20 protein-coding genes are annotated in these 22,230 nt (G+C 59.6%); 6 read left to right on the forward strand and 14 right to left on the reverse strand.

All coding sequences use genetic code 11. The annotated features are described in order from the left end of the window. Positions 1-16 precede the first annotated feature (16 nt). The 3 genes from dctA to OC605_RS26990 all read left to right on the forward strand — a co-directional run bounded on the left by dctA (position 17) and on the right by OC605_RS26990 (position 2,694). On the forward strand, positions 17-1,324 hold the full coding sequence (gene dctA, locus OC605_RS26980) for a C4-dicarboxylate transporter DctA (RefSeq protein WP_262140379.1): 1,308 nt from the start codon (positions 17-19) through the stop codon (positions 1,322-1,324). A gap of 141 nt (positions 1,325-1,465) precedes the next feature. Then, on the forward strand, positions 1,466-1,897 hold the full coding sequence (locus OC605_RS26985) for a MarR family winged helix-turn-helix transcriptional regulator (protein ID WP_016774314.1): 432 nt from the start codon (positions 1,466-1,468) through the stop codon (positions 1,895-1,897). A 62-nt stretch (positions 1,898-1,959) separates the two neighbouring features. Continuing rightward, a complete protein-coding gene (locus OC605_RS26990; protein ID WP_024012583.1) occupies positions 1,960-2,694 on the forward strand; it encodes an NADPH-dependent F420 reductase in 735 nt (244 codons plus the stop codon). On the opposite strand, the gene OC605_RS26995 is transcribed toward OC605_RS26990, so the two are convergent. The 7 genes from OC605_RS26995 to OC605_RS27025 all read right to left on the reverse strand — a co-directional run bounded on the left by OC605_RS26995 (position 2,695) and on the right by OC605_RS27025 (position 9,751). Next, entirely contained in the window at positions 2,695-3,120 is a 426-nt protein-coding gene (locus OC605_RS26995; protein WP_262140380.1) for a DUF1850 domain-containing protein, read from the reverse strand. It lies immediately after the preceding gene. Continuing rightward, complete coding sequence (locus tag OC605_RS27000) at positions 3,117-5,144, reverse strand: TRAP transporter permease (protein WP_262140382.1); 2,028 nt, start codon at positions 5,142-5,144, stop codon at positions 3,117-3,119. The genes OC605_RS26995 and OC605_RS27000 overlap by 4 nt, the downstream gene beginning before the upstream one ends. A gap of 71 nt (positions 5,145-5,215) precedes the next feature. Then, the gene (locus OC605_RS27005; RefSeq protein ID WP_122881889.1) at positions 5,216-6,166 is read right to left on the reverse strand and encodes a TAXI family TRAP transporter solute-binding subunit; all 951 of its coding nucleotides are present in this window, start codon (positions 6,164-6,166) and stop codon (positions 5,216-5,218) included. Between the two features lie 83 nt (positions 6,167-6,249). Then, positions 6,250-7,533, reverse strand: coding sequence for a C4-dicarboxylate TRAP transporter large permease protein DctM (gene dctM / locus OC605_RS27010; RefSeq protein ID WP_016774319.1), 1,284 nt, complete (start codon positions 7,531-7,533; stop codon positions 6,250-6,252). Further along, the gene (locus tag OC605_RS27015; protein WP_024012587.1) at positions 7,530-8,162 is read right to left on the reverse strand and encodes a TRAP transporter small permease; all 633 of its coding nucleotides are present in this window, start codon (positions 8,160-8,162) and stop codon (positions 7,530-7,532) included. The genes dctM and OC605_RS27015 overlap by 4 nt, the downstream gene beginning before the upstream one ends. Before the next feature lie 62 nt (positions 8,163-8,224). After that, a complete protein-coding gene (gene dctP / locus OC605_RS27020) occupies positions 8,225-9,220 on the reverse strand; it encodes a C4-dicarboxylate TRAP substrate-binding protein DctP (RefSeq protein ID WP_122506975.1) in 996 nt (331 codons plus the stop codon). Between the two features lie 273 nt (positions 9,221-9,493). Then, positions 9,494-9,751 (reverse strand): DUF6555 family protein, encoded by a 258-nt coding sequence (locus OC605_RS27025; protein WP_039758965.1) that lies wholly within the window; start codon positions 9,749-9,751, stop codon positions 9,494-9,496. 445 nt (positions 9,752-10,196) lie between these two features. On the opposite strand from OC605_RS27025, the gene OC605_RS27030 reads away from it, so the two are divergent. Further along, complete coding sequence (locus OC605_RS27030) at positions 10,197-10,415, forward strand: hypothetical protein (RefSeq protein WP_125926101.1); 219 nt, start codon at positions 10,197-10,199, stop codon at positions 10,413-10,415. 272 nt (positions 10,416-10,687) lie between these two features. On the opposite strand, the gene OC605_RS27035 is transcribed toward OC605_RS27030, so the two are convergent. The 6 genes from OC605_RS27035 to xylA all read right to left on the reverse strand — a co-directional run bounded on the left by OC605_RS27035 (position 10,688) and on the right by xylA (position 18,578). Next, complete coding sequence (locus OC605_RS27035) at positions 10,688-12,049, reverse strand: purine-cytosine permease family protein (protein WP_262140384.1); 1,362 nt, start codon at positions 12,047-12,049, stop codon at positions 10,688-10,690. Positions 12,050-12,062: 13 nt separating this feature from the next. Next, positions 12,063-12,737 carry a cysteine hydrolase family protein gene (locus tag OC605_RS27040; protein WP_262140385.1) on the reverse strand — a complete coding sequence of 225 codons (675 nt, stop codon included), beginning with the start codon at positions 12,735-12,737 and terminating at the stop codon, positions 12,063-12,065. A 524-nt stretch (positions 12,738-13,261) separates the two neighbouring features. After that, a complete protein-coding gene (locus tag OC605_RS27045; RefSeq protein ID WP_101162477.1) occupies positions 13,262-14,398 on the reverse strand; it encodes a sugar ABC transporter permease in 1,137 nt (378 codons plus the stop codon). Continuing rightward, positions 14,399-15,955 carry a D-xylose ABC transporter ATP-binding protein gene (xylG, locus tag OC605_RS27050; protein ID WP_262140386.1) on the reverse strand — a complete coding sequence of 519 codons (1,557 nt, stop codon included), beginning with the start codon at positions 15,953-15,955 and terminating at the stop codon, positions 14,399-14,401. A 157-nt stretch (positions 15,956-16,112) separates the two neighbouring features. Beyond that, positions 16,113-17,114 (reverse strand): D-xylose ABC transporter substrate-binding protein, encoded by a 1,002-nt coding sequence (gene xylF, locus OC605_RS27055; protein ID WP_186568968.1) that lies wholly within the window; start codon positions 17,112-17,114, stop codon positions 16,113-16,115. Positions 17,115-17,261: 147 nt separating this feature from the next. After that, complete coding sequence (gene xylA, locus OC605_RS27060; RefSeq protein ID WP_130888049.1) at positions 17,262-18,578, reverse strand: xylose isomerase; 1,317 nt, start codon at positions 18,576-18,578, stop codon at positions 17,262-17,264. A 283-nt stretch (positions 18,579-18,861) separates the two neighbouring features. Between xylA and OC605_RS27065 the strand changes: the two genes are divergently transcribed. Further along, positions 18,862-20,037, forward strand: a complete 1,176-nt coding sequence (locus OC605_RS27065) for a XylR family transcriptional regulator (protein ID WP_016774329.1) — start codon at positions 18,862-18,864, stop codon at positions 20,035-20,037. A 12-nt stretch (positions 20,038-20,049) separates the two neighbouring features. Here the strand turns inward: OC605_RS27065 and OC605_RS27070 are convergent, their stop codons facing one another. Further along, the gene (locus tag OC605_RS27070) at positions 20,050-21,216 is read right to left on the reverse strand and encodes an MFS transporter (RefSeq protein WP_262140387.1); all 1,167 of its coding nucleotides are present in this window, start codon (positions 21,214-21,216) and stop codon (positions 20,050-20,052) included. A 95-nt stretch (positions 21,217-21,311) separates the two neighbouring features. Here OC605_RS27070 and OC605_RS27075 point away from each other — a divergent pair, with 95 nt between their 5' ends. Beyond that, positions 21,312-22,205 carry a LysR family transcriptional regulator gene (locus OC605_RS27075; RefSeq protein ID WP_262140388.1) on the forward strand — a complete coding sequence of 298 codons (894 nt, stop codon included), beginning with the start codon at positions 21,312-21,314 and terminating at the stop codon, positions 22,203-22,205. Positions 22,206-22,230: the final 25 nt, after the last annotated feature.

Below are 22,230 nucleotides of genomic sequence, written 5' to 3' on the forward strand. Positions count from 1 at the left end.
AAAATGAGGTGCTTCCGTGGAAACTTCAAAATCACGCTGGTACAGCCAGCTCTATGTGCAAGTGCTGATCGGCATCGTCATCGGCGCTGCCATCGGTTACTTCGTGCCCGACATCGGCGCCAAGCTACAGCCGTTTGCCGACGGTTTCATCAAGCTGATCAAGATGCTCCTGGCGCCGATTATTTTCGGCACCGTCGTAGTCGGTATCGCCAAGATGGGCAGCATCAAAGAGGTCGGCCGCATCGGTGTGAAAGCGCTGATCTACTTCGAGATTCTTTCCACCATCGCACTGGTGGTCGGCCTTATCGTAGTCAACGTGGTCAAGCCCGGCGCCGGCATGAACATCAACGCCGGCACCCTCGATGGCAGCGCTGTCAACAAATACAGCCAGGCGGCGAGCGAGCAGGGCGGCCTCGTCGAATTCTTCCTCAATATCATTCCGCACACCTTCCTCGGCGCTTTCTCCAATGGCGTCATGCTGCAAGTGATTCTGTTGTCGGTGCTGATGGGCGTCGCCTTGGTGCAGATGGGCGAAACCAGCAAACCGCTGATCAACACCATCGATCTGTTCCTGCAAGGTCTGTTCAAAATCGTCGCGATGGTCATGCGCCTTGCGCCGTTGGGCGCGGGGGCTGGCATGGCGTTCACTATCGGTAAATACGGCATCGGCACTCTGCTGTCGCTGGGGCAGTTGCTGGTCGCGCTGTACATCACCACGCTGATTTTCATCGTCGTTGTTTTGGGTGCGGTGGCGCGATGGTCGGGCATGCCGTTGATGCGGTTTCTGCGTTATTTCAAAGATGAAATCCTGATCACGCTCGGCACCTGCTCGACCGAGGCGGTGCTGCCGCGAATGATGGTCAAACTGGAAAAACTCGGCTGCAAGAAATCCGTGGTCGGCATGGTCCTGCCGACGGGCTACACCTTCAACGCGGACGGCACCTGCATTTACCTGACCATGGCGGCGATCTTCATCGCCCAGGCGACCAACACGCCGCTGACCTTCATGGATCAGATGATCCTGCTCGGCGTGTTCCTGTTGACCTCCAAGGGCTCGGCCGGTGTGGCGGGAGCAGGGGTCGTGACCCTGGCGGCCACGCTCACCACCATTCACTCCATACCTCTGGTGGGCCTGGTGTTGCTGTTGGGCATCGACCGCTTCCTAAACGAGGCGCGAGCGGTGACCAACCTGATTGGCAACGGCATCGGCACCATTGCCATTGCCAAGTGGGACAACTCCTTCGATGTCGAAGCGTGCGAGCGGGAAATCGCCGCCATGAAACACGCCAAGGCTGCACGCAAGGCGCTGCTGGCGCACAAGTAAACCAAGCGTGGCGATTAGCACCTCTGTTGGCGATCCGGATCGCTGACAGAGGTGCTGATCGACACCGCACGGGCTGCCTGGGTTGACACTCCTTTCGTACTCATGAAACATATAGTGCACTATACAATAGCGAACTATGAAATGAGCTCGAACCGAAATCACGTGGGAACGCAGCTGTCATTTGCACTCTACGCCGCTGCCAACCGTGTCGTGCGTTTGCACAAGCCGTATCTGGAACCACTGGGCTTAACCTTTCCGCAGTATCTGGTGATCCTGCAGCTTCTGGATGGCGCGCCATTGTCTGTGGGCGAACTCGGCACTTACCTGGCCATGGACGCGGGAACCATCACGCCGCTACTCAAACGTCTGGAAGGCGCCGGATTGGTCACGCGCAAGCGCGATCCGGCAGACGAGCGCCGCGTGCTGATCGACCTGACGCCCGAAAGCCGGGCCATGGAAGACGACATCAGAGCCATCACCGGCAAGATCAAGACGGCCTGCCAGCTTGATGAGCAGGGGATTGAGGCGCTTCGTCTGACGCTGGATGCGCTTGCCCATCCGGCGGCTGACTGAGCCCACCAGTCCAAAAGCGCGCTCAACCAGGCGATAACACACGTAACAGAGAGGGTTTTGAAATGAACATCGGAATTATCGGCGCCGGCCACATCGGCGCAACACTGGCGCGCAAGCTGGCTGCGTGCGGTCATAAGATCAAACTGGCCAACTCGAAAGACCCGCAAAGCATTCAGGCACTCGCTGAAGAAGTCGGTGCCAAGGCTGTCACCAAAGAGCAGGCTGTGTCCGATGTCGATGTGATCATCCTGTCGATTCCCTTCGCCCGATACCCTGATTTGAAGCAGACGCTGAGCCAGGTTCCCGAGCAAGTCGTGGTCATCGATACTTCCAATTACTACCCGCAGCGTGATGGGGCGATCAAGGAAGTGGACGAGGGCAAGCCTGAAAGCGTCTGGGTCAGCGAGCAGATCGGCCGCCCGCTGATCAAAGCGTGGAATGCCGTACTCGCCGCTACGCTGGCCGATCAAGGTCAACCTGCCGAATCCGCAACTCGCATCGCCTTGCCAGTCGCCGGCGATGATGTGCGTGCCGAGGCGATCGCTCAGGATCTGGTCGAAGAAACCGGATTCACCGCGCTCGCTGCGGGCAGCCTTCAGGAGTCATGGCGTCAACAACCCGGGACCCCGGCTTACTGCACCGAACTGACCTTGCCGGAACTGAAGCAGGCGCTCGAAGCTGCGGACAAGGCCCGCGCGCCGCTGAACCGCGATGGGTTGATGGCCCGATTCATGGCGCCCGGCACTGAGTTCACCCGCGAGCAGATGGTTGCGATCAATCGGGAAATGACCGCTTGATTAGAAATGAGCGGCTTGGCCTTCATGCGATGGCGATAGCGTGGTCATCTCACACCCCCACAACTGCAAAAACGGCTCGCTGACAGTGGCCGGCCCAACCCATCGGCTGACCAGTTCGCACTTGCCATCCATGCATAACTGGTAATCGCCGGCCTGCGGGGTTCGGCCCAACTGCAGTGGTTGCAGCGGCGGCAAGTGGCGTCGGAAATGCCAACTGCCGTTCTCCAGCCGGGCATCGTCGGGTATCTCCATGCCAGCGCCGTTGCCGCGAACCCTGGCCCGCTCAAGAACCAGCCCTTGGGCCGTGACGCGGTAGTCTTCCTCCCAGCGGATCTTTTCGATGCTGTGGTTCCATGCCAGGGTGAAGTTCGCTACCGGCAACTGTGCCCAGATACTGCCGGCCAGACCCAGGCACAAGCCGATCATGCATTGGCCGTTGCTGCGCGCCGCGAGCGCCAGACGTGTTGCACGATTACCAGAATCCCGAGTGCGAAGCCGATTTCATCGGTCACCGGCAGTGCCACGATCAGCAGGGCGCCGGCGCCGAGACTGAGCACCCGTTCCCAGATCAGCATTTTCTGTTGCAGAAAACCGGTAGACGCCATGCCCCAGAGACCAACCGCCAGAAGAGTCTTGATCAGCATGTAGGCAGTTGCCCACAAGTTGTCGCCTTGCAGCATCAGCGCCGGGTTGTAGACCGCCATGAACGGGATGACGAAACCGGCCAGCGCAATGCGCACGGCCCACAGGCTGATCTTGAAGCCGCTTTCCTTGGCGATCGGTGCGGCGGCAAAACAGGCGAGGGCGACCGGCGGGGTCAGGTCGGCGAGGATGCCGAAGTAGAACACGAACATGTGCGACACGATCAGTGGCACGCCCAGCTCCAGCAGGGCGGGCGCGGCGATCGAGCTGGTGATGATGTAGTTGGGAATGGTCGGAATGCCCATCCCTAGCACCAGGCAAGTGATCATCGTCAGGATCAGCGACAGCAGCAGGTTGTCGCGGCCAATGGCGAGGATGTAGCCGGCAAACGTCGAAGCGACGCCGGTGAGCGAAACGATGCCGATGATGACGCCGACCAGTGCGCAGGCGATGCCCACCGGTACCGCGTGGCGGGCGCCCTCGACCAGCGCGTGCAGGCAGATCAGCAGCGTGTCGCGACCACCCTTGATGAAAGCGCAGACCAGCACCAGGACGGCAATGACTGCAAAAATCACCGCGATGCCAAGCTGGAAAAAACCTGTGCAGAGCACGCCGAGTGCAATCCAGAACGCACAACGCAGGCCAAAGCTGTGCACCCGGAAAATGATCGCCGAGCCAAGAATCACGATGGCAGTCAATGCCAGGCCGACCATGCCCGAGAACAGCGGTGTGCGCCCGGAAAACAGCAGGTACACCAGAACCAGCAGAGGAATCAGCAAATACCAGCGGGCTTTCACCGCGCCCCATGCGCTGGGGCATTGGTCTTTGGGCAGGCCCTTGAGGTTGGAGCGTTTGGCTTCCAGATGGACCATCCAGAACACCGAACCGAAATACAGCAGGGCCGGTATCAGCGCCGCCTTGGCGATTTCGACGAAGGGCACATTGATGGTTTCAGCCATGATGAAGGCGACGGCGCCCATCACCGGAGGCATGATCTGGCTGCCCATGCTGGAGGTGGCTTCCACGCCGCCGGCGAACGCGGCGCGATAGCCAAAGCGCTTCATCAGCGGAATGGTGAATTGGCCGGTGGTCACGACGTTGGCAATCCCGGAGCCGGTGATTGTCCCCATCAATGCCGACGAGGCCACGGCCACTTTCGCCGGTCCTCCCAGCTTGTGACCGAACAAGCCCATGGCGAAGTCGGTAAACAGCTTGATCATGCCGGCCTGCTCGAGGAATGCGCCAAACAGGATGAACAGGAAAATGTAGGTCGCCGACACATAAGTCGGCGTGCCGTACAACCCTTCGGTGCCGAACGACAGCTGATTGATGATCTGGTCGAAACCGTAGCCGCGATGGGCCAGTTCGCCGGGCGGGTATTCCCCGAACAGGCCGTACGCCAGGAACAGCCCGCAAATCACCGGCAGCGCGATGCCCATCACCCGTCGCGCGGCTTCGAAGACCAGAGCAATCAATACGATGCCGATCATCAGGTCGGCCGAGGTGAGGTCACCGGAACGCTGGATCAGGTCGGCCTCGAACACCCATTGATACAGCGCGGTAGCGATGGCGGCCAGGCTCAGCAGCCACGCCAGCGGTTGCCACGGACGGTCTGTGCCGCGTGCCGGATAACTGAGAAACACCACCCACAGCAGGAAACCGACGTGCACCGCACGCAGCACCTGGCTGGAGAAAGGAGAAAAGGCTGCGGTGACGATCTGGAAAATCGAGAACAGCAACGCTACGTAAAACAGGGTTTTCGGCCAGTCCCGTGGGTTCGCGGAAATACCGTGATGCTCGTCACTCATTGGCTGCCTTCCTCATGACCACGCAAAGGAATCGACGCTGCAGTGGCCGTCACGCCACTGCGGACAAGCGCTTATAAAGCGCCTTTTTCCTTGTAGTAGCGTTCGGCGCCGGGGTGCAGCGCGATCGGCAGGTTTTTCGCAGCCGCTTCCAGCTTGATGTCCTTGGCCGCCGAATGGGAGTTACCCAAGCGCCCCAGGTTGTCGAACAGCAGGCGGGTCATGTCATAGACGACGTCATCCGGCAGGTCGGCGCGGGTCACCAGAATATTGGTGATTGCCACAGTGGGCACGGCTTCGGCCTGTCCGTCGTAGGTGTTGGCCGGGATCATTGCGCTCTGGTAGGCCGGATTGCCGATTTTTGTCACCACCTCGCTCGGAATGGCGACGTAGTTCAGCGGCATCACCGACGACAGGTCGCGAATGGCGGCCATGCCCAGTCCCGACGACTGCAGGGTGGCATCCAGTTGCCGGTTCTTGATCAATTCCACCGATTCGGCAAACGGCAGATATTGCACCTTGCCCATGTCCTCGTAGGTCAGGCCGGCCGCCTTGAATATCGCCCGCGCATTCAATTCAGTCCCGGATTTTGGGGCGCCTACCGAGATAGTCTTGCCCTTGAGATCGGCGAGGGTTTTGATCCCCGACTCTTTGCTGGCGACGATTTGAATGTAATTTGGATAGGCACCGCCCAAGGCGCGCAATTTGGTCAGTGGTGCTTTGAAACCGGCGTCCTCCACGCCGTTTTTGGCGTCGGCCACTGAGTCGCCCAAAGCCAGGGCCAATTCGCCGCGACCGGCCTGTAGCAAGTTGAGGTTTTCTACCGACGCTTTGGTGGCCTGCACCGATGTCTTCGAACCCGCAATACCGTCGCTGTAGATTTGCGACAGACCGACCCCGATCGGGTAGTAAACCCCGCTGGTTCCGCCGGTGAGGATATTGATGAACACGGGCGCGGCCTGCGCAGCACTGCTAAGGGTGAGCGTGGCGGCGGCCAGCAGGGCAAAGCGTGTTTTGACTCGCATGGGGGCACTTCTCCGTCTTGTTATGGTTTTAAGCAGAGTGATTGCACTCTAGCCGGTCCCGGCTGAACGTGATCGTCACGACGTCAGTTCATCCCCAGCCAGTTCGGCAGCACCAGTGAGATCCATGGCACGTAAGTAATCAGGATCAGGAACAACAGCAAAATCGACAACCAGGGCATCGCGGCTTTGACTGTGGCGGGCAAGGACATGCCGGTCACCGCCGAGGTCACGAACAGGTTCAGGCCCACCGGTGGCGTGATCAGGCCGATCTCAAGGTTGACCACCATGATGATGCCGAGGTGAATCGGATCGATGCCCAGTTTCATCGCGATAGGAAAAAGGATGGGCGCCAGGATCAGGATGATCGCTGACGGTTCCATGAACGCGCCGGCAATCAACAGCACAATGTTGACCACCAGCAGGAACGTCACCGGCGTCAGGCCGGCGTCGATCACCCAGGCAGTGATTTGTTGAGGTAACTGTTCGGTGGTCAGCACGTGGGCGAACAGCATGGCGTTGGCAATGATGAACATCAGCATGATGCTCAGTTTGGCCGAGTCGAGGAGAACCTTGGGTGTCTCGCGAAAGGTCAGATCCTTGTAAACGAACAAAGCGATGAAGGCCGAATAGACGGCTGCCACTGCGGCAGCTTCGGTCGGGGTGAACATGCCCGAATAGATGCCGCCGAGGATGATCACCATCAGCAACAGGCCCCATATTGCCTTGCGTGCCGTACTCAGAAACTCGCGAAGCGTCGCACGCGGCAAGGCGGGCAGATTTTTCTTCACCGCGACGATGTAGATCGCCACCATCAATGCCGTGCCCAGCAGCAGGCCAGGCACCACGCCGGCCATGAACAGCTTGCCCACGGAGGTTTCTGTAGCGGCGGCGTAAACCACCATCACAATCGACGGCGGGATCAGGATGCCCAGCGTACCGGCGTTGCAGATGATCCCTGCGCCGAACGCCTGCGGATAGCCGGAACGGACCATCCCGGCAATCGCAATGGAGCCCACCGCAGCGACCGTGGCGGGACTTGAACCGGAGAGGGCGGCAAACAGCATGCAGGCCAGTACCGCCGCGATGGCTAGGCCGCCGCGAATATGCCCGACACAGGCGTTGGCGAAGTCGATCAGCCGGCGGGCGACGCCACCAGTGGTCATGAAGGCCCCGGCCAGCAGGAAAAACGGAATGGCCAGCAGCGTGTAGTGTTCCGAGGTCTCGAACAGTTTGATCGCCAGCGAGCGCACCGAGTCGGGACTGAAGAAAATGATCGTCAGGGAGCCGGCCAGCCCCAGCGAAATGGCGATCGGCACGCCGATGAACATCAAGGCGAACAGGGCCACGAACAGGAAGGCGATGGTCATGGCTTGTCATCCTCGTGTTCGGCAAGTTTCAGCGCGTCGGCCGCTTCATCGGCCAGGCCGAGGCCGGTCTGACGGTTAAGCAGGATGCGCAGGAGAATTTCAGCGAAGCGGATGAACACCAGCGCGAAGCCCAGCGGCACGATCAACCCGATATGCCACTGCATCACGCCGAAATGGCCGAGATCCTCGGCACCGATACCGGCGTTCATCAAGGTTTCGATCCATTCGAAGCTGGCGACGGCAAGCAGCCCCGCGTAGGCCAGACAGCACAGGCAGGCGAGGATGCCGATGTAACGCTGTACCGATCTGCGCGCCAGTTTGACCAGTGCGTCGACACCGATATGCCCGGCGGTGCGCACGCCATAGGCCAGGCCGAAAAAAATCAGCCAGCCAAACAGCGCTTTGGTCAGGGCGGTGCTCCAGGTCATGGCCTGCGCCATGCCCATGATCTGATCGCCAACGGCGAACAGCGGGACACTCGCTGCCGGCCAATGATCGGCGAGCCAGTAAAACAGACTGTAGAAGTTATTGAGGATCACGTAGACAAACGTGACGAGGGTCATGGCCGCCAGAAGGAAGACGATGAAGCCTTCCTCGAAGTGTTCCCAGATTCGCCGAAGCGCTTTCATGGATGGCATCTCACGTCGAGTGAAGACGGGCAGGCGCCGACGCAGCGGCGCCTGCCTTGCGATTATTGCGCCTGGTTTGCGGCTTCGGCGGCAGAGATCAGCTCAGCGCCGATTTCGCCTTCGAACTTCTTCCACACCGGTTTCATCGCGTCGCGCCATTGCGCACGTTCTTCTGGCGTAAGCGTGATGATTTCCGTGGTTTTGGCGGCAAGGATGCGCTGCTTGTCACCCTCGTTCAGTTGCTGGGCTTCCTTGTTCACGTGGGTGGTGACTTCCACGACGATCTTGTCCAGTTCGCTGCGCACGTCGGGTGGCAGGCCGTTCCAGAACTTGGTGTTGGTGATCAGCATGTAGTCCAGTACACCGTGGTTGGATTCAGTGATGTATTTCTGCACTTCATGCATCTTCTGGCTGTAGATGTTCGAGTAAGGATTCTCTGCGCCGTTGACCACACCGGTCTGCAGGCCTTGATATACCTCGGCAAAACTCATCTTGCGCGGATTGGCGCGCACCGCCTTGAACTGCTCCTCCAGCACCGCCGAGGCCTGCACGCGGAACTTCAGGCCGCGCGCATCAGCCGGTACACGCAGTGGCTTGTTGGCCGACAGTTGTTTCATGCCGTTGTGCCAATAAGCCAGGCCGGTGATGTTTTTGCTTTCCATGGATTTGAGCAGGCCCTGACCCTGCGGGCTTAGTTGAAAGCGGTCGACAGCGTTGATGTCATTGAAAAGAAAGGGCAGGTCGAACAGCTGCACGGTCTTGGTGTACTGCTCGAACTTGGCCAGCGACGGCGCAATCATCTGCACATCGCCGAGCAACAGCGCTTCCATTTCCTTGCCGTCACCAAAGAGCGAGGAGTTGGGATACACCTCGACCTTGACCTTGCCCGGCAAACGTTCCTCGACCAGTTTCTTGAACAGCAACGCACCTTGCCCCTTGGGCGTCTGGTCAGCGACCACATGCGAGAACTTGATGATCACCGGGTCTGCCGCCATGGCCGGGTTCATGCTGCTTACCGCCAAAGCGCAGGCAAGTGCGCTGAACAGAGATCTGAGCATCTGGGTGATTCCTCTTGTTTTTATTGTGATGACCGCTCGACGCGCTGAACGCGTTCAAGTGCCGAGACATGTTCAAGTCTAGGCAGAAATATCTGATTTGCCGGGGAATTGACCAGAAAACCGCAAAACAGTGGCGAGTGAACTGAGTACGTGGTTCCGTCAGGGCCGTGAACGGTATGGGGATTACCCGGCAATGAGTGGTGTTTGAATTTCAAGTGCCCGCTGCTGAAGGTGAACCGGGCAGATAGGCCTCGGGTTGGCGGCGCGGGATTCTCATATCGCCAGGTCCTCGTCCCAACACACGGCCTTTGATTCGTGCCATTGCACGTCGGTGACGCCGAATCGCTCGGCCATCGGTTTCGAGAAGCGCTTCAATGGAGGCCGGCCTGGCTTGGGAATTGGCGTCAAGCCGGCATCACAACTCGCCCACTGCCAGGCTTCTGCGTTGTTCATCAATTTGGCGCGGATAATGAAAGATTTGGGCACACCGTGAAGTCGGTACTTGATCATGTACAAATCTGTCTGGCTCATGAGGCTCTCCTGTTACTCATGAAAGAGGGATATTCCTCGCGCCAGGAAATTCACAGTTTTTTCTAACATCTCGACATGCGTCCGCACCGGTTGAAAATTACTTATACAAGCATGCGCTTGCGGTATAACAACGCTCCTCCTGTGATTGCGAAAGTTTGATCAGCGCAACTAAGCGAAACGGCAAAATATATCAGCGCTTGCCCGGTGTGATGGCATTTGAATGTCATTTTATGTTGACGAGGATTATCGCTGCGTTTAACTAGCGCGTAATCTGTAGATCGCTGCCGATACTTTCAAGTTAGTACGTTGGTGCAGTTAGTCCAGTGGAAGATTTTAGTTAGCAAGCTTCGCAAGCGAGGCGATAAACGAACTATTTCCTGTACAGATTCAGCGAAGCTCATGTAATGGTTAATGACCCGTTTGTGCCTTGACAGGAAGAAGGGCCATGGAAAACGACGAGCTGCGTCATGCTTGTACAAAATGCAATAGGCTGTACAAAACCTCGCCGCAAGCGGAGCGTTGCAAGGCAAGCGCCGGCCATGCCGGGCTTTGTGAGAAGTGTCTCAAAAACGAGCAGGAGCGGGTGATCAATGAGCGCCTGGCCTTGTGCGTCGCGAAGATGTTGGACATTGATCGTCAGTTCAAGCCATCAGCGAAACGCTGATGTTCGCTTCAGCTCGCAAACGAGGCGGCTGATGAAATTCGGCAAGACTCAACGATTACCGCTGCGCTTGTACAACTGCAGAGAGTTGGGTTGGGCCGTTGATCATGTCCCTGAAAATAAATCACTGCCAGTAATTGTTTTGACTTACGTATAAATCGAATCGTCCAGTTTCCCGGATGTTACACAAACTTGCACAGGAAGTAAGAGGCCCGTGAATACGGGCCTCAGTACTGTTCCGATAGAAGAGCACAAACGCTCTCAGCCTGCGAACATCAAACTTGCGATGCCTTGATCAACAGCGAACCGCGCCGGCGCATGAGGGCGTAGTAAGCGCACGCAGGGCACAGCAAGCCAACGACCCACGCCAGGTCTACGCCTTGCAGGCTGGTGGCAACAGGCCCGACGTACATCGAGGTGTTCATGAACGGAATTTCCAGAGCAATGGTGCAAAGGAATACTGCGATTGCTGTCCAGTTCACCCGACCGTAGATGCCTGCCGGATCGAAGATGTCGGCAATCCGGTAAACGCCTTTGCGCAGCGCGTAATAGTCGACAAGATTGATCGCCGTCCAGGGGATCAGAAAGTAGCTCATGAAAAAAATGAAATTCAGGAAGAACTGCAGAAAGTCGTCCTGCGCCAATGTGCATAAACCGGTTGCGATCGTGCAGATGATCAGTAGGAATCCCGCACGTACAGACGGGGTGATTTTGAGCGCAGAGAAAGGCTCGATCATCGTGACCGTCGACATGAAAGCGCCATACAGGTTGAACACGTTGATGGCGATCTGGCCGTAAAGCACGAATGCCACCATCAGCAGCGTGCCTCCTCCGAGCAGGCCTATCAGATGCAGCCCGACGTTATCGGAGAACCCCACCATGCCCTTGGCCAGCACGGCGCCTAACAGCATCATCCAGCTTCCGCCGATCACGGTACCGGCATAGCTGTACCAGAACACTTGGCGGGTGGATGTGTCGCTCGGCAAATACCGAGAGTAGTCCGCCACGTAAGGTGCGTAGGACAATTGCCAAGTGACCGCGATGCTGACGGAGGCGAGGAAGCTGACCAGATTGAAACCCTGCGCGGTCCATTGGCCGGTCTCTATCGGCAGCGCGAGGGCGAGCAGGGTGGCGATGCCGAACACCGCAATCGAAATCAGCGAAAGCAGCTTCTGCACGCGATGAATCAATTGGTAGCCGAACAGCGCGACCAGGAAGCATGCCGCGCCCAGCAGAGCGATGTTGCCAGCGGTGCTCAACGGGCTCAGGTCGCTCACCGCCTGAGCAGCCAACAGCGTGTTGCTGACGAAAAAGCCCAAATAAATAAGCATGACGAACAGCAGCGGTACGATAGCGCCGAAAACCCCGAATTGTGCCCGGCTCTGGATCATCTGCGGAATACCCAGTCTCGGTCCCTGCGCGGAGTGCGAAGCCATGAAGATTGCACCAATCAGCGAACCGATAAGGATCGATAGCGCACTCCAGAAAAGATTGAGTCCCAGGCTGATGGGCAACACTCCAGCCGCTACCGTGGTGATGTTGGCGTTGGCACCAAACCAGACGAAGAACAGGGAACGGGGCCGACCGTGACGCTCGCTCTCTGGGATAAAGTCGATGCTGCGTTTTTCAACTTTCATGTCTGTTCTCCGTTCAGCAGGCGACGACGAGGCGGCGTTGAAAGCGCGCTACGACTTGTGGGAATTCATCTGGCTGGAATGCGAGGTGATCGGGTTCTGCGGTTCGAAGCGATGTTGCCGGCTCGTTGTTCCAGCGTCTCGACAACTGTTCGGTGGTGAAGAGTTCCAGCCCGTACAGCCAGTTGGAAAGGATGAACAGTGCTGAGTAATGCGCTCCCTCTGTAGTCGCACTACAGGCGTCAGTGACGAGGCTGATCTGGAAGTCGTGCTGATAGGCGTCGAACAGACTGCTCATGACACACACATCCGTCAGCACGCCGATGACCACCAGGTGCTTGATGCCTCGGCGGTTGAGCATCTGAGCCAAACGGGTGCCGTGGAAGGCGCTGTACCGGCGTTTATCGATGACGACGTCAGCGTCTCGAGGCGCCAGAGCGTCAATGATCTCGATCGCAGATGTGCCGGCGCGGTAAGTCGTTGGCCTGCCTTGGTCGTCTACCGGTTCGCCCAGCGCCAGATCGCGGCCCGGAGCGTCGTTGACATGGCGGGTATAGAAAATCGGGATGTGCAACTGGCGAGCGCGATCGATCAGGGATGCGGCGTTATCGACCACTTGATCGAAGCGTTCGAGCGGGAAGCCATCTTCCTTTTGCATATCGATCACAAGCAAGGCGGTGTTTTGGTTCATCAGGTTTGTTCCGGATGCAGAGCGTCGGGCGAGCCGGAGGGACTCACCAGAAAACTCGGTAATGACGGTGCGCAGCGATCCGCCAAGGCGGAAACTGCGAGAGATCGAGAGAGACTCTCGTGGGGAGGTGCTACCTGACTATCTGCCAGAAACCGTTTTGCTTCGCGCTCACGCAGGATGGCAGCTGCGGCAGCACGATGGAGGACGAAGAGCGGAATCGACGGAGATAACGCGCCATGGCTGCGCACGGCAACGCACACACCGCGCTTGAAGAGCGGGTGTGAGCGTCGCCGAAATTTGCGGAGGATGCAGGCATGGCCATAGACCTTGAGCGCGATATGCACTGGAGGAGCAAGATACGGGCCAAGCTGTGCAAGGCCTTCGAAGCCATTGAGCCAGAGCGGACCAAGCGTTCAAAGCAATGTTTTGTGGTATCTGGTATTCCATAATATTGTGTTACGTAGCGTAGCAGCGGCTTGCGTTCTTGCTCCCTTTTGAAGCAGATCCCTCCAGGCTCGCGGCGATCAACGCCGCGCCGTGCGCGTACTCACATCCACCCAGACCGCCAACACCAGAATGCTGCCCTTGACGATCATCTGCCAGTAACTGTCGACGTCGAGCATCGACATGCCGTTATCCAGGCTGGTAATCACCAGTGCGCCGAGGAGGGCGCCGTAGACGGTGCCGGAGCCGCCGCGCATGGAGGTGCCGCCGATGAAGCAGGCGGCGATGGCGTCGAGCTCGCCCATGCTGCCGGCGGACGGTGAGCCGGCGGCGAGGCGTGCGGTGTTGACCACGCCGGCGAGGGCGCACATCACGCCCATGATGCCGAAAATCCACAGCTTGACCGCTTGCACATTGATGCCTGACAGGCGCGTGGCTTCCATGTTGCTGCCGACCGAATAGACCCGGCGGCCGAACACGGTCTGGCTGGTGACGTAGCTGAACACGCCGAGCAGAATCAGCAACAGCAGCACCGGCACGGGAATGCCGTCATAGCTATTGAGGGTCTGAACAAAACCCGCCAGCACCGCGCCGATCACCAGCACGCGCACAACATCACGCACCAGCGAATGCGCCGCCAGACCATGCAAGGCGCGATTGCGTCGCTGCTTCCAGGTCAGAAAAATCGTCAGCACGAACAGCACAATCCCCAGACCGGTGCCGATCGCGTGGGGCAGATAACCCTGGCCGACGTAGACCAGCTCCGGCGATACCGGGGCGATGGTGGTGCCGCCGGTGATCCCCAGCAAAATCCCGCGAAACGCCAACATGCCGCCCAGCCCGACGATAAATGACGGGATGCGCAAGTACGCCGCCATGTAGCCGTTGGCGAGGCCGATCATCAGGCCGCACAGGGCAACCAGGCTCAGATTCGCCAGCAGCGGAATGTGATAGACCACGTCGAGTATCGCCGCGAGGCCGCCGAGCAGGCCGAGCAATGAGCCCACCGACAAATCGATCTCGCCGCTGATAATCACCAGCACCATGCCGCAGGCCAGAATTCCGGTGATCGACATCTGCCGCAGCAGGTTGGAAAGGTTGCGCGGGGTGAGGAAGCCGCCCTCGGTCTGCCAGCTGAAGAACAGCCAGATCAGCACCACGGCGAATACCAGCGCGAGCATCTTGTAGCGGGTGAACAGTTGTTTGACCTGATTCATTTACGCGGTTTTCCGATCATTATTGTTATGGCTGCCGGGCTGGCTGAGGGCGGCGGCGAGTACCTGTTCCTGGGTCAGTTCATGGTTGACGAAGTCGCCACGCAACTGGCCTTCGCCGATCACCAGCACGCGGTCGGACACGCCGAGCACTTCGGCCAGTTCCGATGAAACCATGATGATCGACACGCCTTCGGCGGCCAGCGCGCCCATCAATTTGTAGATCTCGTACTTGGCGCCGACGTCCACGCCTCGGGTCGGCTCGTCGAGAATCAGCACGCGCGGTTTGGCCAGAAGCATTTTCGCCAGAACGGCTTTCTGTTGGTTACCGCCCGACAGGCTGGTGATCGGCAGGGACGGACTTGCGGTCTTCAGATGCAGACGGGAGATTTCCCGGTCGATGCAGCCCAGCTCGGCTTCGGCATCGATACGGGTCATTTTCGAATAACTCTCGAGCACGGCGAGGGTGATGTTCTGACCGACACCGAGATCGGGAATGATGCCCTGGCGCTTGCGGTCTTCGGGCACCAGGCACAGGCCGGCGCGGATCGCTTTCAGCGGCGTGCGCGTGTCGATCGGCTGGCCGTCTAGCCAGACTTCGCCTTCGTGATGGCCGGGGTAAGCGCCGAACAGTGCGGTGACCAGTTCGGTGCGGCCGGCCCCGACCAGCCCGGCAATGCCGAGGATCTCGCCGCGCTTGAGGCTGAAGGAAATGTCGTCGACCCGTTTGCGCTTGGGGTTGTCGACGTCGTAGCAAGTGATGTGACGCGCCTCGAAAATCACCTCGCCAAACTCATGCGGCTCGCTCGGATAAAGGTTGCTCATTTCGCGCCCGACCATCTGCGTGATGATCTGTGGAATGTCCATGTTGGCCATGGCGGTGGTGGCGATGTGTCTGCCGTCGCGGATCACCGAAATGGTGTCGCACACGGCGGCGACTTCATCGAGTTTGTGCGAGATGTAGACGCAGGCGACGCCCTTGGCTTTGAGGTCACGGATGATGTCGAGCAGCACTTCGATTTCCGAGCGGCTCAGGGCCGAGGAGGGTTCGTCGAGAATCAGCAGACGCGCCTGTTTGTTCAGCGCCTTGGCGATTTCCACCAGTTGCTGATAACCGCCGCCGTACTGCGAAACCGGCAGCGACACGTTCATGTCCGGCACTTTCAATTCACGCATCAACGCTTCGGCGCGGTGGATCATCGCCGGGTAGTTCATGCGCCCGCCGGGCAGCGTCAGCTCATGGCCCATGAAGATGTTTTCCGCCACCGACAAGTCCGGCACCAGGGTCAGTTCCTGATGGATGATGACGATGCCGGCGGCTTCGGTTTCGCTGATCGACTGCGCCCGGAGCGGCTGCCCGTCCCAGAGGATTTCGCCGTCCCAGGTGCCATGGGGATAGACCGCCGAAAGGATCTTCATCAGCGTCGACTTGCCGGCGCCATTCTCGCCGCACAGGCCCACGCATTCACCGGGCCGGACCTTGATGTCGATGCCGTTGAGCGCTTTGACACCGCCGAAGGTTTTGACGATGCCGTTCATTTGCAGCAGATAGTCGGACATGGAAAAGGCTCGTATACCAGGGACTCAAACACCACTGAACCTGTGTGGGAGCGAGCCTGCTCGCGAAGGGGCCTTTTCAGCCAGAGCTTTACTGACTGACACTCCGCTTTCGCGAGCAGGCTCGCTCCCACAGGTCTGATCAAGATTTACGACCGGATCACTGCCCGGCAATCTGCGCCTTGGTGTAGAAGCCATCCTGTTCGAGCAAGTCGATGTTGTCCTTGGTCAACGGCGTTGGCGTGAGCAGGATGGTGTCGACCTTTTTGCTGCCGTTGTCGTACTGCGAGGTGTAGGCCGGTTTTTCGTTGCGCGCCAGTTGCACCGAGAGCTTGGCTGCTTCGGAGGCGATGAGTTTCAGCGGTTTGTACACGGTCATGGTTTGCGTGCCGGCGATCACGCGTTTGACCGCTGCGAGGTCGGCGTCCTGACCGGAAATCGGCACCTTGCCGGCCAGCTGCTGCGCGGCCAGTGCCTGGATGGCACCGCCAGCGGTGGCGTCGTTGGAGGCGACGATGCCGTCGATTTTGTTGTCGTTACGGGTCAGGGCGTTCTCAACGATGCTCAGCGCTTCGGTCGGGTTCCATTCCTTGACCCACTGCTGGCCGACGATCTTGATATCACCCTTGTCGATGGCCGGTTGCAGCACCTTCATCTGGCCTTCACGGAGGATCTTGGCGTTGTTGTCGGTGGGCGCGCCACCCAGCAAGAAGTAATTGCCCTTGGGCGCCGCTTTCAGCACGCCGCCGGCCTGCATCTCGCCGACCTTTTCGTTATCGAAGGAGATATAGGCGTCGACATCGGCGTTGAGAATCAGCCGGTCGTAAGACACCACTTTGATCCCGGCTTTCTTCGCTTCGGCCACCGCATTGGTCAGCACCGTGGCGTTGAACGGCACGATGACGATCACATCGACGCCACGAGAGATGAGGTTTTCGATCTGCGAAATCTGCTTCTGCTCGTTGGCGTCCGCCGATTGCACGAAGACTTTGGCGTCCATTTTTTCTGCCGCCGCGACGAAGTAATCGCGATCGCGCGACCAGCGTTCCAGACGCAGATCGTCAATGGAGAAACCGATTTTCGGGTGGGTAGCGTCGGCCATTACCGGCAGGGCCAACAACGCCAGGGCACTGGCCAATAGCGTACGTTTCAAGTTCTTCATGGTGGTGCGTCCTTTTATTTTTGTTGGAAAGACACGGCCTGACGATGAATCGGGCTGGTAGAACTGTAGAGAATCTGCCGACGCAGCAGGCACAGAATTGTCGTGCAATTGTCACAGCGTTCTTGCGTCGGCAGCCTCCCTTGGCGATCAGCGATACAGGTAACGGTTGACGATGTTTTCGAGCATTTCCTGGCGGCCGCTGACGGCTTGCGGGTTCAGCTCGTTGCTGAACGCGTGCTCGGCCAGCGACTCGAGATTGAAGTCGCCCGCCATCACCGCTTGCCCGAACGGCTGACGCCAGCCGGCGTAGCGTTGATCCTTGAGGGTTTGCAGTTGATCGTTCTCGACCATCGCGGCGGCACGTTCCAGCGACAAGGCCAGAACGTCCATGGCGCCAACGTGACCGTGGAAAAGGTCGATCTCGTCGAGGCTCTGCCGGCGCACCTTGGAGTCGAAATTGAAACCGCCATTCTTGAAACCGCCGGCCTTGAGGATTTCATAGGTCGCCAGGGTCATTTCTTCGACGCTGTTGGGGAACTGGTCGGTGTCCCAGCCGTTCTGCGGATCGCCACGGTTGGCGTCGATGCTGCCGAAAATTCCCAGCGAGGCGGCGGTGGCGATTTCGTGATGAAAGCTGTGGCCGGCCAGGGTCGCGTGGTTGGCCTCGATGTTGACCTTGATTTCCTTCTCCAGGCCGTACTGCTGGAGGAAGCCGAACACCGTGGCGCTGTCGTAATCGTATTGGTGCTTGGTCGGCTCCTGCGGCTTGGGCTCGATCAGCAGGTCGCCGGTGAAACCGATCTTGTGCTTGTGCTCGACCACCATGCGCATGAAACGCCCGAGTTGTTCGCGCTCGCGTTTCAGATCGGTGTTGAGTAGGGTTTCGTAGCCTTCACGACCGCCCCACAGCACGTAGTTGGAACCCTTGAGCCGATGGGTGGCGTTCATCGCGCTGAACACTTGCGCGGCGGCGCAGGCGAACACTTCCGGATCGGGATTGCTCGCGGCACCGGCGGCAAAACGCGGATTGCTGAAGCAGTTGGCGGTGCCCCAGAGCAGCTTGATGCCGCTTTGTTCCTGATGCTGTTCGAGGCGGTCGACCATTTGCGCGAAGTGTTCGCGGTACTCCTTCAGCGAGTTGCCTTCGGGGGCGACGTCCGTGTCGTGAAAGCAGTAGTAATCGATGCCCAGTTTGCTGAAGAACTCGAATGCGGCTTGAGCCTTGCCGATAGCCAGTTCCATCGGTTCGCCACTGCGTTGCCACGGGCGTTTGAAGGTTCCGGCGCCGAACACATCAGAGCCCGGCCAGACGAAAGTGTGCCAGTAGCAGGCGGCCATGCGCAGGTGTTCGCGCATGGGTTTGCCGAGGATCAGCTTGTCGGCGTCGTAGTGACGGAATGCGAGGGGCGAATCACTGTTCGGGCCTTCGTAGCGAACCGGCTCGATATTGGGGAAATACTGCATGGACCTTGTCCTTGTTGTTCTTGGCGGTGTCTCGATACTAGCAACGGCCCCGTGCCCGCTGATTATGAAAAGCCTCAACTGCGAGTGCGATTTTGCGTATTGAGCTTCAGCGCGCGGAGGCCTAGTCTGTGTCCATCGTCGCCGTGACATGGCGGCCCGGAACAAAAACAATTGAGGCCGCTTTCGCGAGCAGGCTCGCTCCCACATTTGATTCGTGTCGTTCACAAAACTGTGTGGGAGCGAGCCTGCTCGCGAATGGCTTGACGCAAAATCCGGATACTGAATGAAGAGCCTACCGCCCGTGCACCGCATCGCCCTGTTGTTCAACGGCAGCAAGATCTACGACCGTGGAATCATCAGCGGCATCGGCAACTACCTGAGCAGCACTCGCGCTTCCTGGGACCTGTTTCTGGAAGAGGACTTTCTCTGCCGCTTGAAAGGCATCGAGCGCTGGCAGGGCGACGGGATCATTGCCGACTTCGATGATCCGCTGATCGGCGAGGCGCTGGCCGACATTCATTTGCCGGTGGTAGCGGTGGGCGGTTCCTACGAGGATGCACGCGCCTATCCGAAAGCGATCCCCTATGTCGCCACCGATAACAATGCATTGATCACTCTGGCTTATTCGCATCTGGTCGAGGCGGGATTGCAGCGCTTTGCCTGTTTCAGCCTGCCGGAAGCGCAGGCCAATCGCTGGGCGCAGGAGCGGGAAAAGGCCTTTCGCAAACTGATGCAACGCGACGGCCTGCACGCCGAGATCTATCGCGGCATGGGCACCAGCGCACCGTTGTGGGACAGTGCCGTCGAGCAACTGATCGCCTGGCTGCACAGCCTGCCCAAACCGATCGGCATCATCGCCGTCAGCGACGCCCGTGCCCGGCAGTTGCTGCAAGCCTGCCTGACCGCCGGCATCGCCGTGCCGGAGCAGGTCGCGCTGATCGGCATCGACAACGACCCGCTGACCCGCAGCCTGACTCGCGTACCGCTGAGTTCGGTGATTCAGGGCACCGAAACCATGGGCCGCACCGCTGCGCAATTGCTGCACCAGATGCTCCACGGCATGCCGTCCACCGGTACGCAGATTCTGATTCCGCCGGACGCGGTCAACGTGCAGGTGTCGAGCCTGCACCAACCGCTGGGCAATCCCTACGTCATGCAAGCGCTGCTGTTTATCCGCCAATATGCCTGCCAAGGCATCAAGACCGCGCAAGTGGCGGCCTATGTCGGGGTGTCGCGCTCATCGCTGGAAGCGCATTTCCGCGCCGAGCGCGGTTGCAGCGTGCATGACGAGATTCTGCGTTTCAAACTGGCGGCGGCTACCAGCGGTTTGAAGAACACCGATGCGGCGATTGCCGACATTGCCCAGGCCTGCGGCTTCAAGTCTGCGCAATATCTGCACACGGTGTTCCGTCGCGAGTTCGGCTGCACGCCCCGCGAATATCAGCAGGGCGGGGCGTAGCGCTGCGAAGACTTACGCCAGCGCAGCGGCACTGGCTCTGGAGCGCCAGGCGAACGTCAGCACCATCAGCAGGCCCAGACCAGCCATCGCCGCGCCGGCCAGGGAAATCGCCGGATAACCCAGCCCGGCATTGATCACCGCGCCACCCAGCGCCGCGCCGATCGCGTTGCCGAAATTGAACGCACCGATGTTCACCGCCGAAGCCAGATTCGGCGCGTCCTTGGCGGCTTCCATCACGCGCATCTGCAGCGGCGGCACCAGAGCGAAGCTGGCGATACCCCAGATCAGAATGGCCACGGCGGCCGGCAGCGGCCAGCGCATCAGCACCGTGAACACCAGCAACACCACAATCAATGCGCTCAGCGACACGATCAGGGTGCGGTCGATCGAACGGTCGGCAGCCTTGCCACCCCACATGTTGCCCAGCGTCAAACCGATTCCGAACAACACCAGCATGGCGGTGATGAACGCGGCGGACGCGTGGGTCTCGCTGCTGAGAATCGGCGCGATGTAGGTGAACACGGTGAACATCGCACTCGAGCCGACCACGGTCAGGGCCAGTGCGGCCAACACCGGACCGCGGCCCAATACTCGTATTTCCGCCAGTGCACCCGCGCCTTGCTCTGCTTTCAGATTGGGCAGGGCGAACCACAAGGCGATCATGGTCAGCACGCCGAGACCGGTAATGCCCCAGAACGCCGTGCGCCAGCCGAACAGCTCACCAAACCACGCCGCCAGCGGCACGCCGCCGATAGTCGCCAACGTCAGGCCCATGAACATCGCCGCCACGGCGCCGGCACGTTTTTCCGGCGCGACCACACTGGCGGCGACCACAGAGCCGACCCCAAAGAATGCGCCGTGATTGAGCGAGGTGATCACCCTGGCGACCATCAGGCTGTAGTAGTCGGTAGCCAGCGCCGACATCAGGTTACCCAGGGTGAAAATCGCCATCAGCCCGATCAGCAGATAGCGCCGCGGGATCTTGCCAGTGGTCAGGGTCATCAGCGGCGCGCCGAGCAGCACGCCCAAGGCGTAGGCACTGACCAGCAACCCCGCAGCGGGAATGGAAACGCCGAGATCGGCGGCGATGCCGGGCAACATACCCATCGGCGCGAACTCGGTGACGCCGATGCCAAAGGCGCCGACAGCGAGTGCAACAAGTGGTGGATTGATACGCATGGAAAGTCTCCTCATCTATGCCGCCAATGCTACGATCCATCGTTTTCCGGCGGTAGATGGCGATTTTGGCAATCACCTTTGCGTAAGAGGCACGAATGGACTTCAACGGCAGGTCAGGGGAAATGAGCGTGTTCGTCACCGTGGCGCAGGAGGGCAGCCTCTCAGCGGCTGCGCGTGCGTTGGGGCTGACGCCTTCGGCGGTCAGTCGGATCATCGCCCGCGCTGAACAACGACTTGGCACCCGCTTGCTGCTGCGCACCACCCGCGCGCTGACGTTTACCGCCGAGGGCGAGGCCTTCCTGCGCGGTGCCCGGCGAATTCTCGCCGACATGGACGAAGTGGAAGGGGCCATTACCGACCAAGGCGTACCCAAGGGCCGCTTGCGTGTCAGTGCCGCCCTTGGCCATGGACGGCTGACCATTGTGCCGCTGGTCGCAGCTTTCACCGCCCGTTACCCGAACATCGTCGTCGACCTCAGCCTCGGCGACGAAGTAGTCGACATCCTCGCCGGCCAGGCGGACGTCGCCATCCGCTTCGGCCATCTGCCCGACAGCCCGTTGACCGCACGCCGCCTCGGCCACACCGGCCAGGTCGTGGTCGCATCGTCCGATTACCTGAAACGCCACGGCACACCTCTCGAACCGGAAGACCTGCTCAAGCACAACTGCCTGCGCTTCAACTTCCGCCGCGCCGAAGCCAACTGGCCGTTCATCCGCGACGGCAAGGAGTTCTCGCTGAAAGTCAGCGGCAACATCGAATGCAGCAGCGGCGAAGCACTGGCCCAGTTCGCCAGACTCGGCGCAGGCGTTGCGCGCATTGGCGAGTTCACCGTCAGGGAAGACTTGCAGCGCGGCACGCTGATCCCGCTGCTGCAAACGTTTAACCCGGGCGATGAGGAGCCGATTCATGCGGTGTTCGTGGGCGGCGCGGCGATGCCGGCGCGGGTGCGCTTGTTTGTGGATTTTTTGCTGGAGCAGCATCGGATGTAAGCGTGCCGGTCGGATTCAGCGAGTC

Origin of the sequence: Pseudomonas sp. Marseille-Q5117, from assembly GCF_946901175.1 — a bacterium.
Lineage (GTDB): Bacteria > Pseudomonadota > Gammaproteobacteria > Pseudomonadales > Pseudomonadaceae > Aquipseudomonas > Aquipseudomonas iranensis.

What these genes read in the sequence shown, in the direction of transcription:
- OC605_RS26985 (WP_016774314.1), top strand. Translation starts at nt 1,466, where the DNA reads ATGAGCTCGAACCGAAATCACGTGGGAACGCAGCTGTCATTTGCACTC.
- OC605_RS26990 (WP_024012583.1), top strand. Translation starts at nt 1,960, where the DNA reads ATGAACATCGGAATTATCGGCGCCGGCCACATCGGCGCAACACTGGCG.
- OC605_RS26995 (WP_262140380.1), bottom strand. Translation starts at nt 3,120, where the DNA reads ATGATCGGCTTGTGCCTGGGTCTGGCCGGCAGTATCTGGGCACAGTTG.
- OC605_RS27000 (WP_262140382.1), bottom strand. Translation starts at nt 5,144, where the DNA reads ATGAGTGACGAGCATCACGGTATTTCCGCGAACCCACGGGACTGGCCG.
- OC605_RS27005 (WP_122881889.1), bottom strand. Translation starts at nt 6,166, where the DNA reads ATGCGAGTCAAAACACGCTTTGCCCTGCTGGCCGCCGCCACGCTCACC.
- dctM (WP_016774319.1), bottom strand. Translation starts at nt 7,533, where the DNA reads ATGACCATCGCCTTCCTGTTCGTGGCCCTGTTCGCCTTGATGTTCATC.
- OC605_RS27015 (WP_024012587.1), bottom strand. Translation starts at nt 8,162, where the DNA reads ATGAAAGCGCTTCGGCGAATCTGGGAACACTTCGAGGAAGGCTTCATC.
- dctP (WP_122506975.1), bottom strand. Translation starts at nt 9,220, where the DNA reads ATGCTCAGATCTCTGTTCAGCGCACTTGCCTGCGCTTTGGCGGTAAGC.
- OC605_RS27025 (WP_039758965.1), bottom strand. Translation starts at nt 9,751, where the DNA reads ATGAGCCAGACAGATTTGTACATGATCAAGTACCGACTTCACGGTGTG.
- OC605_RS27030 (WP_125926101.1), top strand. Translation starts at nt 10,197, where the DNA reads ATGGAAAACGACGAGCTGCGTCATGCTTGTACAAAATGCAATAGGCTG.
- OC605_RS27035 (WP_262140384.1), bottom strand. Translation starts at nt 12,049, where the DNA reads ATGAAAGTTGAAAAACGCAGCATCGACTTTATCCCAGAGAGCGAGCGT.
- OC605_RS27040 (WP_262140385.1), bottom strand. Translation starts at nt 12,737, where the DNA reads ATGAACCAAAACACCGCCTTGCTTGTGATCGATATGCAAAAGGAAGAT.
- OC605_RS27045 (WP_101162477.1), bottom strand. Translation starts at nt 14,398, where the DNA reads ATGAATCAGGTCAAACAACTGTTCACCCGCTACAAGATGCTCGCGCTG.
- xylG (WP_262140386.1), bottom strand. Translation starts at nt 15,955, where the DNA reads ATGTCCGACTATCTGCTGCAAATGAACGGCATCGTCAAAACCTTCGGC.
- xylF (WP_186568968.1), bottom strand. Translation starts at nt 17,114, where the DNA reads ATGAAGAACTTGAAACGTACGCTATTGGCCAGTGCCCTGGCGTTGTTG.
- xylA (WP_130888049.1), bottom strand. Translation starts at nt 18,578, where the DNA reads ATGCAGTATTTCCCCAATATCGAGCCGGTTCGCTACGAAGGCCCGAAC.
- OC605_RS27065 (WP_016774329.1), top strand. Translation starts at nt 18,862, where the DNA reads ATGAAGAGCCTACCGCCCGTGCACCGCATCGCCCTGTTGTTCAACGGC.
- OC605_RS27070 (WP_262140387.1), bottom strand. Translation starts at nt 21,216, where the DNA reads ATGCGTATCAATCCACCACTTGTTGCACTCGCTGTCGGCGCCTTTGGC.
- OC605_RS27075 (WP_262140388.1), top strand. Translation starts at nt 21,312, where the DNA reads ATGGACTTCAACGGCAGGTCAGGGGAAATGAGCGTGTTCGTCACCGTG.